Source organism: Desulfobacter sp. (assembly GCA_028768525.1).
Lineage (GTDB): Bacteria > Desulfobacterota > Desulfobacteria > Desulfobacterales > Desulfobacteraceae > Desulfobacter.
Window position 1 is genome coordinate 3,556,574 of the sequence record CP054837.1, and the last position, 14,895, is coordinate 3,571,468.

Sequence of the window (14,895 nt, forward strand, 5' to 3'; positions counted from 1 at the left end):
ATGAATAAGAATCAAGCCTATGAACCGTTCAAGTTCTGGGAAGAACTGAGATCTGGGACGTTCACTTCGATGGTAAAAGAGGTCTCGAAAGGCAATATGCTGTCCAATGGCCAAGAGGTTTACAACACGATGAAACCCATATTTGCTCAGTATCCGGATGTCGAAAAGATGTATTGCATTTTTCTGGATGGGAAAAATAAGATCCTCGCAATTGATGAACTTTTCTCAGGTTCGATAACTTCTTCACCTGTATATCCGAGAGAACTGCTTAAGACTGTTCTGGAAAAGCAGGCAACGTCCGTCATCCTGGTACACAACCATCCTTCCGGTGAGATTACCCTTTCGTCAGAGGATTTTAAAATCACTGCTAAGGTGAACGTGGCGTTGACCAGTATAGATGTACAGCTCCATGATCATCTGATTATTGGCGATACCTGGTACAGCTTTGCCGAAAAGGGGTGGGTTGAGAAAGCACAGGCACAATACCGGGAATTTATCGATTCAAGCAACTATATTCGGTGATGTGGGATTATTATTTACACTTCGGGTTACTCACATGTCTGGATTCTGGACTATCAAATACCTCCTTGACACGGATCTCGAATTCGACTATTTATTATGTCATATTTATAGATCTAATTAGGAGTCTTCGGAATGTAATTAGATCACTGATACCGCAGGAAGTGGTATCAGAAATGGTAAACCACTTAACCCCCTTAATTGACGAAGTCTTGAAATAATTGATTGTCCTTCGGGAAGGCAATTGAGAAGAGGCTTCAACCTACCTACATATATTTTTATCTACTGCGTTGCTTGTTAATCGAGCATCATTTAACAGCAACGGCATCTAATGGCATCACACAAAATTCGCTGAACATCGATAAGCCTCCGTTGATATTTTACGTGTCAACAAACATTGTTTAAAGGCAATTCGATACCGCAAGGCAATCTCAACGGCCTATTAGTTTTACAGATCGTAGTATTGCCTTCTCAAAAATAAGGAAGAAGTGTTTGGGCTTAAACGCCCTTTCAAATAAGCTATAAAAACAAAAAGTTAAGTTAGAGGTGATAGTATGGGAAACCAAAACCCTTTAATAAATGTTGATGAGTTGGCGGCGTTCCTGAACGTACCAAAATCAAAAATATACTCTCTGACACGCCAGAAAGGAAAGGACTCCATTCCCCGGTATAAAATTGGTCGCTATGTGAGATTCAAGTTGAATGAGGTTCTGGAGTGGCTGGAATCAAGAAAGATTGGTGGCTACTGTTACAGCACCTAACTCTTATTTACCGATGTCGTAGCCAACGTTGTATTAGCGTTGGCTGTGACACCAATAACGAGAACTCAATGAATAATAAGGAACTAAAAAATATGGGAATAGTTGTTAATAGAAGATCACGTTGGGTCTTGGATTTCTATGATCAAAATGGAAAGAGGCAGCGCTTGACCATGCCAAAGGGCACTACGAAAAAGTCTGCAGAGAAACTCCTTAGAGAAATCCAGGATCAGGTGTCTAACGGTGTTTATATGCCTGTTCAAGAGATCCCTACCTTTTACGAAGCAGGCCAAGAATGGCTTGAACATAAGAAAATGAATATTAGATCCTCAACTTGGGCAGTTTATGAGGGGCACACCCGGAATCATTTTGATGAGTTTCTTCACCTGAGGGTTGATCGGATCACCACCAAGATGATTGAACAGTATATCAACAAGTGTCAGAAGCAGGGTATGAACATTTCGACCCTCAGAAAGATACTCGTTACTTTTGGACAGATATTAGCCTTGGCCACAAAGCGGGGATATTGTATCCGCAATCCGCTCACGGAAGCTGACAGACCACGAAGCCAAGGGACAGAGTTTGAAGAGGAGGAGAAGATGACCATTTTAAACCTACAGCAGATATCTGCCTTTCTGAATGAGGTCAAAGGACAGAAGTATAAAACTTTGTTTAGGCTGGCCATCGTTAGTGGTGCCAGACAAGGAGAGCTTCTGGGGCTTAAATGGTCGGATATACTCTGGAAGGATAAGCAGATTTTTATTCGGCGGACATTTAACAATGGACAATTCTTTGCCACCAAGACCAAAACTTCCAGGCGGAGAGTCGATATCGGTCCTCAAACCATTAAAGCATTAAAGGAGTGGCGCTTGGCGTGCCCTCCAGGGGAACTCAATCTTGTCTTTCCTACAGCGAAAGGCACCCCGATGAACCATAACAATATGGTCAATCGGTATTTCCGACCGGCACTTAAAGCTGCGGGGATTGATCGAATTCGTTTTCATGATCTTCGCCATACATACGCCAGCCTCTTATTTGAACGTGGAGAGAATCCCAAGTACATACAGAATCAGTTGGGGCATGCAAACCCGATGGTCACATTTAATGTATATGCGCATTTGATGAAGCGGACTAATCAGGAATCAGCGATGAAACTGGAACAGTTGATCTTGAATGGGTAATTCGAATGGATTTCAGCACCAGAAATAATGAACCGGTCACAAAACGGTCACAAAATCAAAAAAGGACTTACGGGCATTTCCGTAAGTCCTTGATTTTACTGGTAGGCACGAGCGGATTTGAACCGCTGACTTCTACCGTGTCGAGGTAGCACTCTACCAACTGAGTTACGCGCCTTCAAACGTCGGATGTATTTATCAAAGATCCTTTGGCATGTCAAGGAAAACCGGCGTTAGTTTTCAATTTTTTCCTGGGTCACCGCTGTGGGGGCGCCGGGCTGGGTTGCTGTTTCTTCTTCAGCCTGGCCGCCGGCTTCGGTGAACCGGATGCTGACCTGCTCATCGGTAACCTCGGCAATTTCAATGCCGAATCCGTCAAAGGTTTTAAGGAGGAGGGCGTCGGCAAACTGCCGGGAGCTGCCCTTGAAGGTCACCTCCATGACGGCGCTGTTCGATCCGATTTCCCGGGGCTGGATATTCTCAATGTCCCGGATGTCCCTCATGCGCCGTTTTAATGCAATGAACCGGGTCAGGAAGTTTTCCCCTTCAATGGTCAGGTCAAACTGTTTTTCCTGTCTCAGGGTCCGGCTCCAGAATGTATCGATCTGTTTTGCCAGATCTTCACCTGCAGATGCGGCGGCTTGGTCCAGGGCCTGGGCCGCACCCTGGTATTCCACTTCGCTTTTGGCGGTGGCCTTTGCCGTGGTCCGGATGACCAGGGCCTGGGTTTTCACATCGTAGACCGTCAGGTCGATATGGGCATCAAATGCCCGTTCGTCTCCCATTCGGTTGGCGGATTCCGCAGCCGCAGCCTTGCCCAGGATTACCAGGTCGGCCTTGAGGGCCTGGCCCAGGTCCATGGCGGCCTTGGCATCGTAGGGTGACGCAAATACGATATTGTGGGATGCAGGGTCAGGATAGGTGGCCGCTGCCCTGGCAAAGGGGATGCGGTCCTGTTCCAGCCGGGTTCTGATGGCGGTTGCAACGGAGGAGGTAAAGGGCGCTGCGCCGGTCCCCCACCAGTGAAGGGGCTGGGGCGTATCCAGGGTTTCCTCGGCAATGAGTATGAGCACCACCGGTTTTTCCTGGCCGGTTTTAATGATCCTGGCGTCTTTCAGCCGTTTTTCCACCAGGCCCAGGTTTATTTTGGACTCCACGCCCACCAGGTATTGCCCGTTGTACTCTATTCCGTCCAGCACCCGGTAGGTGACCACATAGTCCTGGGCCGAGGGCAGGAGGCGGGAATAAAGGAATTCCAGGTTGGAGGCAAAGACTTCCCGGGAAACCAGCTTGGCAAATGCCTGCTGGACCGCCTGTTCCAGGGCCAGTTTTACGGCTTTCTGTTTGGCTCCTGGCAGGTTCTGTCCCTTGATTTCCTGGCTGCCCGTGGTTACATGGGTGAGGACATCAGCGCAATGGGCCTGGGGCAGGACCGCCGGCACTAGGGTCACGGCAATGAAAAAAACCAGCAGCAGGGCTGGGGATTTAAGCTTCATATCTATACCTTTCTGTGGATTGAATAATCGGCAATCAGGTTGAGCAGGTTTTTTGAATCTGAATCTTCAAAGCGGTTCAGGGCGGCTTTGGCAGATTCTACGTGGGAGACGGCCCGGTCCCGGGTATAGGCAATGCCGCCCAGGTCCGTGAGCCGTTGTTTCAGCCCGTCAAATCTTTGGGGGTCAAATCCGGTCTGGGCCATGGTTTCCAGGATCCATTCCCGGTCTTCGGGGCCGGCATTGGCCAAACTGTGGATGAGGGGGAGGGTGAGTTTGCCTTCCCGCATGTCCGCCCCGGGGTTTTTACCCAGTTCCTCGGCCGTGGCCATATAGTCCAGGAGGTCGTCGGCCATCTGGAAGGCCATGCCCATGTGGTATCCGTAGTCCTTGAGGGCATTTTCCTTTTCTCCGGGCGCGCCGGCCACAATGGCGCCGCTCTGGCAGGCCCCCTGGATGAGGACGGCGGTTTTTCTTTCGATGATCTTATTGTATTCCGCCTCGCTGAGGTCGGCCCGGCCTTTTTGTTCCATCTGGTCGATTTCGCCCTGGGACATGGCCTGGGTGATGTGGGCAATGACGGAGATCACCCTGGGGGACTCAGTCTTTGCGGCAATGTCCAGGGCCGTGGCCAGAAGAAAATCCCCGGTGAGAACCACCTTGGGGGCCTCCCACTTGGTGTGGGCGGCGGGCCGTCCCCGGCGCATGTCCGCCCCGTCCACCACATCGTCGTGGAGGAGGGTGGCGGCGTGGAGGTATTCAAATATGGTGGAAAAGAGAATTTCATACCCTGAACTGTAACCGCACATGCGGGCGGCATGGATCATGAGCAGGGGGCGCAGCCGCTTTCCCCCTGCAAAGAGCAGGTGGGCGGCCACCTCCCGAACCAGGTCCAGGTTGGGGGTTAGATTCTCTTCAAGGGCCGCTTCCACCTTTGCAAGGTCCGGCCCCACCATCTTGATGATCTGTTGTTTTATATCGGCACTCATGCCTTCTCCCCGGCAATGTCGTATTCAAATGCGTCGGTTACTTTTACCTGAACAAGGGAACCCGTGTCCAGCCCCTCGGAGTAAATAAATGTAACCCCGTCCACATCCGGGGCCTGGAAGGGGGTTCTGCCGATGTAAACCCCTTCTTCGGGATTCTCTTCCACCAGCACCGGGTAGGTCCTGCCCACATGGGCCAGATTATGCGCCTCGGAGATGGCGGCCTGGGCGGCCATGATGGTGTCGTGGCGTTTTTCAGCCGTCTCTTCGGGGATATGGTTCTTAAAGCCGTGGGATTTGAGGTCTTCGGAATCGGAGTAGGTGAAGACGCCGAGATGGTCGAATTTCACCTCCTTGATGAAGTCCAGGAGCGTCTGGAATTCTTCCTCGGTTTCCCCTGGAAAGCCCACGATCACCGTGGTCCGCAGGCAGGCATCGGGATCCAGGCGGCGGATGTCGGCAAAGAGGGCAATGAGTTCTTCCCGGGTATAGGGCCGGCCCATTCGCTTGAGGGCGGATGATGCCGCATGCTGGATGGGCACGTCGTAATAGGCGCAGAGATTGCCGTGGTTCCGGACGGTTTTGATGACCCGTTCATCCAGGGTCTTGGGGTGGGTGTACAAAAAACGGATCCAGGCGTCGGGATCCGCCTTGCCCACGGCTGTTGACAGGTGTTCCAGAACGGTGTGGAAGCCTTCGCCATTATCCAGATCCAGGCCGTAGTCCGTGGTATTTTCCGCGGTGAGGATGATCTCCTTGACCCCGGCCCTCACCAGGGCCACGGCTTCATCGCAGATTTCCTGAACCGGGCGGGAGCGCTGCTTGCCACGGAGTGATGGGATGATGCAGTAGGTGCAGTGGCGGTTGCAGCCTTCGGAGACCTTGATGTAGGCAAACCCCTGTGAGAGCAGTTCCCGGCGCTCTTCCGGGTTCTGGAATCCCCGGGAATTGGGATCGGGAAACAGGGTAAGCGGTGTTGATTCCCTGCCTTCCACCGCATCCACGATCCGGTCGCAGGCGGCCGTGCCCAGGAAGGCATCCACCTCGGGCAGGCTGCTCGTAAGCTCGGGATCGTCTTTATACCGCTGGGCCAGGCAGCCCGTGGCAATGAGGCGCTGGCAGGCGCCTTCCTTTTTGTATTCAGCCATGTCCAAAATAGTTTCAACCGCCTCGTCCGAGGCGGTTGAAATAAATCCGCAGGTGTTCACGATGATGGCATGGGCCAGGGCCGGATCATGGGTGGCTTCATGTCCGGCCGCGGCCAGTTTGCCCAGCATGATTTCGCTGTCCACCTGGTTTCTGGAACAGCCGAGTGTTTCCAGGTATACTTTCATATTATCCTATTTAGTGTGATGCTAAATGGCTTTGGCCATGAGGTCTCCCAGCTGGGCAGAAAATTTAGCCGGGTTGTCCAGTTTACCCCCTTCGGAGATCACGGCAATGTCATAGAGCAGGTCGGAATAGTCGGAGAGCACCGGGTTGGTGGTGTCGGATTCGAATAGTTCCTTGATTTTGCCCATGACCGGATGGTTGACATTGACCTCCATCACCCGCTTCTGGTCCGGTGTCTGCTGGCCGGAGGCCTTGAGGATTTTTTCCATGTAGGCGCTCATGCCGAAGTCGTCGCCGGAGAGGCAGGAGACGGAATCCTTGAGGCGGTTGGAGACCACCACGTCTTTGACGCGGGATTCCAGCTTGCCCTTGAGAAAGGAGAGGAGGGCGGAGTATTCGTTTTTCTTTTCATCGTCCACCTTTTCCACATCCAGGTCGCCCTTTTCCGCGCTTTTGAGTTTCTTTTCCTTGTATTCGGTGAGGGACTGGGTCACCCATTCGTCAATGGGATCGGTCATGAGCAGGACTTCGTAGTCCTTGGACTTGAGGGCTTCCAGCAGCGGGGAGTTGGCCAGGGAGGTCAGGCTTTCGCCGGTGAGGTAGTAGATCTCCTTCTGGTCTTCCTTCATGTTTTCGATGTACTGGTCCAGGGTGACGTATTCGTCGCCGGACTTGGTGGTTTTGTACCGCAGCAGGGCCGCCAGGCGGTCCTTGTTGGTAAAGTCCGTGGGGATGCCGGCTTTCAGGGCCTGGCCGAATTCGTTGTAGAATTCTTCGTACTTTTCCTTGTCCATGGATTCCAGGGTGGAAAAGATCTGTTTGGTCAGGTTTTTGCGGATGCTGCGGACCAGCCGGTCTTCCTGGAGAATTTCACGGCTCACGTTGAGGTTGAGGTCCGGGGCGTCCACGATGCCCTGGACGAATCCCAGGTATTCGGGCAGCAGTTCCTTGCAGTCGTCCATGATGAAGACCCGCTTGCAGTAAAGCTGCATCCCATGTTTGCGTTCCGGACGGAACAGGTCGAAGGGGGCCTTGGCGGGCAGGTACATGAGAACGTCGTATTCGGTGACGCCTTCGAAGCGTTTGTGGATGGTGGCGCAGGGATCGTCCCAGTTGTGGGAGATGTGTTTGTAGAATTCCTTGTGCTCGTCCTCGGTAACCTCGTCCTTGGCCTTGGCCCAGATGGCTTTCATGGAATTGAGGGTCTGGTCTTCGCGCACCTTGCGGAAGGTGTCTCCGATGGGCTTGCCCTCGCTGTCCTTGATGATCTCTTCTTCGGGGATGGGTTCGTTCTTTTCCACGTTCATGATCACGGGATAGGTGACGAAGTCGGAGTGCTTTTTGACAATATTCTGGATGGTGTACTCTTCGGTGAAGTCCTGGTCCCCTTCTTCACCTTCGCGCAGGTAAAGGGTGATTTCAGTGCCCCGGCCGGCCTTGTCAATTTCTTCAACCGTATAGGCCCCTTTGCCGTCGGATTCCCAGCGGGTGCCCTTTTCTTCGCCCGGTGCTCTGGTGTCCAGGCGGACCTTGTCGGCCACGATGAAGGCGGAGTAAAAGCCCACGCCGAACTGGCCGATGAGTTCCGGTGAAAGCCCAGTTTCATTTTTGGATTTTTCCAGGGCGTCCATGAAGGCGGCGGTGCCGGACTGGGCAATGGTGCCGATGTTTTCATTGACCTCGTCAAAGGTCATGCCAATGCCGTTGTCCGTGATGGTGAAGGTTTTGGCTTCCTTATCCACGGCCAGGCGGATGTGGTAATCGGTGTCGTCGGCAAAGAGATCCGGTTCGGTCTGCTCTTTGAAGCGGGCCTTGTCAATGGCGTCCGAGGCATTGGAAATGAGTTCCCTGACAAAGATTTCCTTGTTGGAATAAAGGGAATGGATGATGAGATGCAGCAGCTGCTGAACTTCTGTTTTAAATTTACGTGTCTTTTTTGCTCCCATTTTAACTCCTAAAATTAAGCTCAAATATGGTTAAATTTGAATAATTATAAAAATAGTTTCCAATAATAATTGTGGCAAAAAATGGATTGTCAAGACGGGGGATTTAAAACCATGCGCCCAGTTCTCCCAGGGCGGTTGAACGGGTCAGATAGGTGATTTCCCCGGAGATGCTCAATGACTGGATTTCATTGAACAGGCGGCGGGCGTCCAAATCCTTCCGATCCAGGGCGCTGATCCCGGATACATATCCCCACATGTGATCCAGGGCATTGTCAAGGCGGCCCTGCTCCGGCGGCTGCCTCAGGGTCTGAGCCAGGGAGAGGGAAAGGGATGCCAAGGTCAGTTTTTTTTGGGCAACTTCGGGCCCGAGCTGCCTGTACAGGCCCGGGTCCCTGGCCATCACCGAATATTTGTGGCTGGCCCATAGTGCCATGGGATTTTGGGGCAGGGGGATCCGGCCGCCCGGTTTATTTGTATACTTGGCCCTGAGCAGGTCAAACTGGGTATGTGGGGGATCTATCCATTCTTCCGGCCATGACAGGGAGCCCCGGGGGCGGTCCAGCGGGCTGTTGTGGTTCATGCCCCTGAGGGTCATTTCACTGACCAGCAGTTCATGGCGCTGATAAAGTCCTGTCAGGGAATGCTGCCACCTCAGGGTTTCCGGGTGGCGGGAATACCCCTTTTTATTGTTGATATGGATGGACATCAGGCCGTGGAGTTCCCGGTGCTCTCCCAACAGGCTCTGGTCGTTTAAAAATCCCGGGTCAATGTCCCAGATTCTCATATTAGGTCCCCTATGGTTCTTGGGTTGCAAAGAATATTGTATGCATTGATTCAGGGGTTGACCAGGGGGGATTCCCAAAGAACATTAAAAAGAAAGCTGGAGGCAAAACCCAATCTCTGATAGGGAAATGATATGGACGATATCAGAAGCCGTCGGGGTGAATCGGCGATTAGTCCATAACTCTCTGATTTGACTAATTAAAACTAACAAAATCCCATACTTTCACTTTGGCTATTTACCGTGAAAGTTCACCCAAAAACCCCCTATTTTGCGTCTTTACCGTGAAACTTACCGTGAAAGTCCAAAAACCCCCCAAAACGCTACCGTGAAAGTAGGGTCTATCCCTTTATTCATGCGGCTTCCTATCTCCAAGTCTGTCTGTTTATGCCTTATGCATTTCTAAGCTGCCTGTGCGGCAGTGAACAGCCATGTGGCATACCCTGCTGCATATCTACCTTTCTAAGCTGCCTGTGCGGCAGTGAACAAGATGTTATCCGCGAGCTACTGCGCACGGTATTTCTAAGCTGCCTGTGCGGCAGTGAACGTATTTACTGGGCCTGGGCACGAGCATTACATTTTCTAAGCTGCCTGTGCGGCAGTGAACGATACCTCCGGGATTTGCCGGCGGACACCTTTTTTCTAAGCTGCCTGTGCGGCAGTGAACGACAACCTCTTTATTGACCGGGGCTTCATCATTTTCTAAGCTGCCTGTGCGGCAGTGAACACTATTGCCCGGCCGACCGGCAATGTGGCTAATTTCTAAGCTGCCTGTGCGGCAGTGAACTAAAAACCAACAACGCCAACATTTCCGTTGATTTTCTAAGCTGCCTGTGCGGCAGTGAACGAACAATTACAAAACCTCTGAGTTGATTTTCTTTTCTAAGCTGCCTGTGCGGCAGTGAACACAGATGAACCAAAGTCTAAAGTGAGATATCATTTCTAAGCTGCCTGTGCGGCAGTGAACACTTACTGGGAAAGATCCGGTATCCTTTTTATTTTCTAAGCTGCCTGTGCGGCAGTGAACGGGCAAGTCCTGAAGGGCTTTGTTTCTTTGATTTTCTAAGCTGCCTGTGCGGCAGTGAACGCCACCACCATTCCTTCCGGAATCGGGCCGTGTTTCTAAGCTGCCTGTGCGGCAGTGAACGGTGCAAAACTTTCTATTCCCGCTCTTGTTAATTTCTAAGCTGCCTGTGCGGCAGTGAACTCACAACGGCACCGGGTCCGGGGTTTCTGATTTTTCTAAGCTGCCTGTGCGGCAGTGAACCGAATTTCAGTGTTGCCATGCTACCCTCCTTTTTTCTAAGCTGCCTGTGCGGCAGTGAACGGCATATCCCATGTGATCGAACTTGCTTTCCATTTCTAAGCTGCCTGTGCGGCAGTGAACATTAAGACAACCCGGCCAAGCTTCATTGACACTTTCTAAGCTGCCTGTGCGGCAGTGAACGAGTTTTTCAACGGTGTCTCTCCGCACTGCCTTTTCTAAGCTGCCTGTGCGGCAGTGAACAGTGTCATCGTCCAGGTCTACTACGGGAATTATTTCTAAGCTGCCTGTGCGGCAGTGAACTTTTCTCCGGATTGTCAGGTTCGCATTTCATATTTCTAAGCTGCCTGTGCGGCAGTGAACGCTTCGGAATCCACCATCGGCCAACTCTTGCATTTCTAAGCTGCCTGTGCGGCAGTGAACACGCCCCGGAGGGGCGCATCACTTATTATCTTTTTCTAAGCTGCCTGTGCGGCAGTGAACTGATGCAGAACTGAATGAGGCATATAACCTTGTTTCTAAGCTGCCTGTGCGGCAGTGAACGTAGGTGCATTGGCTGAAGCCCTGGTAGGTGATTTCTAAGCTGCCTGTGCGGCAGTGAACTTCTGAGTTTTCCCATCAAAGAGCCTTCCAGATTTCTAAGCTGCCTGTGCGGCAGTGAACAGTTCAGCAAAATATAAAAAAATAGGTAAAACAGCAAGTTCGAAATGATTTGCTGTTTTACCCAATTAATTTTTCTTTATTTGTAATTGTCTGATTTATTAACGAATTTTCAAAGAGCAAAAAAAAAGGTTCAAAACGGTTATTAAAACCAGGGTACGGTCGCAGTATTGGAAAGACCGAATTTGTCAAATCCCCCTGTAACCGGTTTGTCCTGTAGTGGTCCGAACGCTATATATCGTCTATGCCTGTGTCCGGTAGAGCTGCTTGTTAATTCAATATAAGGCTCTGCCAGGCCTTTAGACATCATTTTTGATTTATATTTGTTCGTTTCATCTTCAGCGATGGAGCCTCGTTTAATAAGTCGGCGTAATTTTGCAGGACTCATGGTAGGCTGTTTGCGGAAGACAGTACAATACTTTACTTGTGGCGGAACAGGCAATATGTCTCCGATTTTACAGTACCCTGCCATTGGTCCAATCCAGTTAAGTTCCTGGAGTTTTATCAACATTGTTGATGTCCCATGGATTCTCATCAAATTGCCGAGGCTTTGCCCTTGTTTAGGAAAACTGACCCCAATATCAGTGGAGTGCAAATCGCATAAAGCTTTATGGAATTTGCTGAAAAGGGCGTTCATGAGTATTGGAAGCGGCAATTCCGGGTCCGGTAGAAGCAAAATTTCTTTATAGTGATCCATAATTCACCTTCTATTTATCGCTTTCACCAAATACACCGCCACGAACCAGGACGGCCATAACATAATGCTCATCCTCAATTTTGTTTAAAGCTTCGCCATTTGCCCAGGAATCAAAGAACGTATAAAAATCCTGTTTGGCTTTGGGGGTGCGGTATGCTTTACCCAAATTTGTCACGGCACCATAGGGTTCAACTGCTATCGGGCCAATTCCCTGGGCCGGGTCATTAAATTCAGGATACCAGGTATCAATGGTGCGTAGCGCATTACCCAATTTCTGCGAATGCATTGCTGCATTTTCGTTAACAGCGTAGAGAACCTTGCTTTTATTTCCTTTCCCTTTATCCAGCACCAGTTCTTCGCTTGGATAAACTTCCTGTGACTTGCCAATCTTGGCATAGCATACAACATCAATTAGAAGAAAATCATCATCGCTGGACAGGGCCTGTGCGATGCGCTTTGCAAGGCTGTCAATATTTTCATCGGCAATATCCATATCACGGAGGGAATAAGTGCCGGCATCAAATTTCCACTGTTGCTCGGCGCCTTTATTCAATGCATTGACCTGAACTTCAATGGACTCTGCGCCGACCCGGTTCCGCCAGAGAAAACGGGCATTGGCAAGATTTAAGGCATAGCGGCGTGATAATTCCTTAAATCCGGTTTTTTCCACATATGTTTGAGCCGCTTTGCGGTAGCTTTGACGGAAATCAGCATTATTACAGGCAGACGGCCGGTGGATACCCCCTAAAAATTTTAATGTGAACCGGAGCATCATGGTATCCTGGCCCGGTTCAAGTGCACAGGTATCTACAGTCTGAAGGTTGGCTTTTTCAACCTCCTTATTCAGTTTTGCAGGGTCGTTCTGAATGGTTTTTTTTAAACGATTGGAGATAGTGCCGCGAACAGATTTTTCTTTAAGTCTAAGCGGTGCCCAATTGCCGCGCTCTTCCCAGGTTGTACCGTACATATACCCATCCGACGGTACCATCTTTTTTTCAAATGCCAGAACAGATGCAGTGTTTTTCTTTTTAACCATTGCAGTTCTCCTTAAATATTAATGTTGTTAGAATCCTTCTATCGTATCGTGTTTATCCTGTTGGCAAAGATACAGGTTGTTTTCAGCATCGTAGTGATAATGCCAGAGCAGATCTTCTATATACTTAAGTCGGTAGGACATTCTGAACTCACCCAGGGTTACCACTGCTTCGGCAAACCGATGCGGGGTTTCGGAGTCCCTTTGATTTTGGGCAGACCCAAGTTCGCTGATGCCGTGAAAGCCTGTTGCAATGGGGACGATCCATCCCCGTTGTCCCTCAGGGCCGGTTTGTTTGCGTTGACTGCTCCATGTAACCTCCAGTTCACCGTTTTTTTCTTGTTGCTCGCAATTATGATGGACAGCCAGATAATCAATTAATGCATCCAGTGCATCCTGCCCCTGCTCCATGGCTTTGATCATCAGTTCCCGCCGCTCAATGAGGGCGTACCCCGGCATCAGCCGGTGTTTAAGCTGCTTAAAATCCCTGAAAAATTTTGGCTGCTGGAATTTTAAAATATCTCCGCCCGCTATTTTCATACGGCTGTGAAGTATTTGACCCACCTGTTCAATCACATCCGGCTCAAGTGATTTGTCAATTCCCTCACAGGCGATGACAAGACTGACCTCCAGGTGGCATCGCGCCTCCTCTATAAAAGAGGGGCGTTCTGCATAGCCTTCGGGTTTGTTTTTCTTTTTATTTTTGGGTTCAATTAGGGGGTTCCCGGTTCCGATAATGGAAAATTCATAATCCCCGGGACCTTTATACGTGTGCAGCTTAAATTGATGTGAGACCACACCCACGGCCTGAAATGAAATGGTTTCTGCCGGTTTGCAATTCAAAGCGGCATTCAAATGCCTCTCCAGTGCATGGACGGCTCCCAGCCACGCGGTCATGGCAGGGAATCCAATGGTAAACGGGCTGGAAAGTGCATTGGCATTTTGCACTTGGATATGGGGAATCAATAGTATTGGGTTCATCATCTTAGGGCCTCCCGGTTGAAGTTGATGAATGTTTTGAGATAATCGCGCTCCACAGGGCCTAACATGACTGGCTTTTTAATCACTTTTTTATAGGCGGCTGCAATCCACGTTGCAAGGTCTGAGCATAAGGTCTCCAGCCATTCGTCTTGTTCTTTGCGGGGCTGTTCAAAACCGTGGCAAAGCCAGATTTTCTGGTGGTCCGGCAAAGCGCAGCTTTCTTCCCTGTATTGGGACCCGGACACGGAACGCAGCACAGCGGCCCGTTCGATTATGACATCCAGGATTTCCTCAATACGATGGTCTCTGCCGCTTTCTAAATTCCGACGGGGGATCTCGCTGTTCAATCCTGTTTTGAAAATGCCATGCAGTTTTTTGAGTGGCTCCCGGATATCACGATACCAGATTGAATTGATAAAAAAACTTTTCCGGGGGAAATGAACGCTTCGTTTATCGAGATGAGGAGGGATAGACTGGAATAAATAAGCTTTCCCTCTATGTTGATTGTTCAAAACACTTATGTTTTGGGGCTTTGTTCCGCCATAGCCTATGGTTGTCAGCTCAAAGACATCTGAAAAACCATGTTCGAGAAATTCTCCCTTGTATTTTTTTTCACGTTTATCTTTTTGTTCATCTGAAAACCGGAGATAATTCAGCCGTGATCTCAATTTAAAAATCAAACCTGAATTGCTGAGTACCGAAAGTAAATGATAGTCGTCGCCAACCGGGAAATAAACTTGTTTTAGTTTGGAACTGGTTATGTTTTCAGTATCACTGCACACCATAGCCATGAAACCCTCTTTCAGGGTTTCATAAGATTCTGTGCCTATGTTCAAAAGTTCCTTTGAAACGTTTGAGTCAGTTTCAATATGATAAAGAAGTGTTTTTCCGTCTTTCATTGATAAGGTTAAAAATTTATAAACATCTATCGCTGCGGCATTCCCTAAAGCATCGTACTCTACGTCAACATTTCCTGCTCTTAAATAGCCATCCGGTAAACGTTCTGCCTTTGCTATGATTGGGGTTACATAGCCATTTTTATTTTTTCGGGCGCTGGGGTGACTGAAAGTGCAGGGATGGGAAGATATACTGATTTGCTTGGCTCTTTTTGCGGCGTTGGGAAGCCAATTTTCTAAAGAAAATTTGTCCGTGCACTCATCATTGCAGAGTTGGATTTCCTCTTCTGTCATTGACTGGTTTAGATTTTTTTTAAGCCAGTCGTCCTTTCGTTTTTGGAAAAAGTCTTGAATTGCTGGATCTACCATGA

Annotated in this window: 12 protein-coding genes, 1 tRNA gene and 1 CRISPR repeat array; of the genes, 3 read left to right on the plus strand and 10 right to left on the minus strand. The window is 49.7% G+C overall.

The window, feature by feature from the left end; translation table 11 throughout:
- From HUN04_15780 to HUN04_15790, 3 genes are all read left to right on the plus strand, one after another.
- Positions 1–522 carry a DNA repair protein RadC gene (locus HUN04_15780; GenBank protein WDP91076.1) on the plus strand — a complete coding sequence of 174 codons (522 nt, stop codon included), beginning with the start codon at positions 1–3 and terminating at the stop codon, positions 520–522.
- A 551-nt stretch (positions 523–1,073) separates the two neighbouring features.
- A complete protein-coding gene (locus tag HUN04_15785; GenBank protein ID WDP91077.1) occupies positions 1,074–1,280 on the plus strand; it encodes a helix-turn-helix domain-containing protein in 207 nt (68 codons plus the stop codon).
- A 92-nt stretch (positions 1,281–1,372) separates the two neighbouring features.
- Positions 1,373–2,458, plus strand: coding sequence for a site-specific integrase (locus HUN04_15790; GenBank protein ID WDP93311.1), 1,086 nt, complete (start codon positions 1,373–1,375; stop codon positions 2,456–2,458).
- Positions 2,459–2,557: 99 nt separating this feature from the next.
- Here HUN04_15790 and HUN04_15795 read toward each other — a convergent pair.
- The 10 genes from HUN04_15795 to csy1 form a co-directional block, all read right to left on the minus strand.
- Positions 2,558–2,633 (minus strand) — tRNA-Val (locus HUN04_15795).
- 55 nt (positions 2,634–2,688) lie between these two features.
- Positions 2,689–3,951, minus strand: coding sequence for a hypothetical protein (locus HUN04_15800; GenBank protein ID WDP91078.1), 1,263 nt, complete (start codon positions 3,949–3,951; stop codon positions 2,689–2,691).
- A 2-nt stretch (positions 3,952–3,953) separates the two neighbouring features.
- On the minus strand, positions 3,954–4,937 hold the full coding sequence (locus tag HUN04_15805; protein ID WDP91079.1) for a polyprenyl synthetase family protein: 984 nt from the start codon (positions 4,935–4,937) through the stop codon (positions 3,954–3,956).
- The gene (gene rimO, locus HUN04_15810) at positions 4,934–6,268 is read right to left on the minus strand and encodes a 30S ribosomal protein S12 methylthiotransferase RimO (GenBank protein WDP91080.1); all 1,335 of its coding nucleotides are present in this window, start codon (positions 6,266–6,268) and stop codon (positions 4,934–4,936) included. Before rimO ends, HUN04_15805 begins: the two co-directional genes overlap by 4 nt.
- A gap of 21 nt (positions 6,269–6,289) precedes the next feature.
- The gene (htpG, locus tag HUN04_15815; GenBank protein ID WDP91081.1) at positions 6,290–8,212 is read right to left on the minus strand and encodes a molecular chaperone HtpG; all 1,923 of its coding nucleotides are present in this window, start codon (positions 8,210–8,212) and stop codon (positions 6,290–6,292) included.
- Positions 8,213–8,315: 103 nt separating this feature from the next.
- A complete protein-coding gene (locus tag HUN04_15820) occupies positions 8,316–8,996 on the minus strand; it encodes a DUF1722 domain-containing protein (GenBank protein ID WDP91082.1) in 681 nt (226 codons plus the stop codon).
- A gap of 396 nt (positions 8,997–9,392) precedes the next feature.
- A CRISPR array of direct repeats spans positions 9,393–10,920; the repeat unit is 28 nt; unit sequence TTTCTAAGCTGCCTGTGCGGCAGTGAAC.
- A gap of 142 nt (positions 10,921–11,062) precedes the next feature.
- Positions 11,063–11,614, minus strand: coding sequence for a type I-F CRISPR-associated endoribonuclease Cas6/Csy4 (gene cas6f, locus HUN04_15825; GenBank protein ID WDP91083.1), 552 nt, complete (start codon positions 11,612–11,614; stop codon positions 11,063–11,065).
- 10 nt (positions 11,615–11,624) lie between these two features.
- Complete coding sequence (csy3, locus tag HUN04_15830; GenBank protein WDP91084.1) at positions 11,625–12,650, minus strand: type I-F CRISPR-associated protein Csy3; 1,026 nt, start codon at positions 12,648–12,650, stop codon at positions 11,625–11,627.
- Between the two features lie 27 nt (positions 12,651–12,677).
- On the minus strand, positions 12,678–13,631 hold the full coding sequence (gene csy2 / locus HUN04_15835) for a type I-F CRISPR-associated protein Csy2 (protein ID WDP91085.1): 954 nt from the start codon (positions 13,629–13,631) through the stop codon (positions 12,678–12,680).
- Positions 13,628–14,893 (minus strand): type I-F CRISPR-associated protein Csy1, encoded by a 1,266-nt coding sequence (gene csy1, locus HUN04_15840; protein WDP91086.1) that lies wholly within the window; start codon positions 14,891–14,893, stop codon positions 13,628–13,630. Before csy1 ends, csy2 begins: the two co-directional genes overlap by 4 nt.
- Positions 14,894–14,895 lie beyond the last annotated feature (2 nt).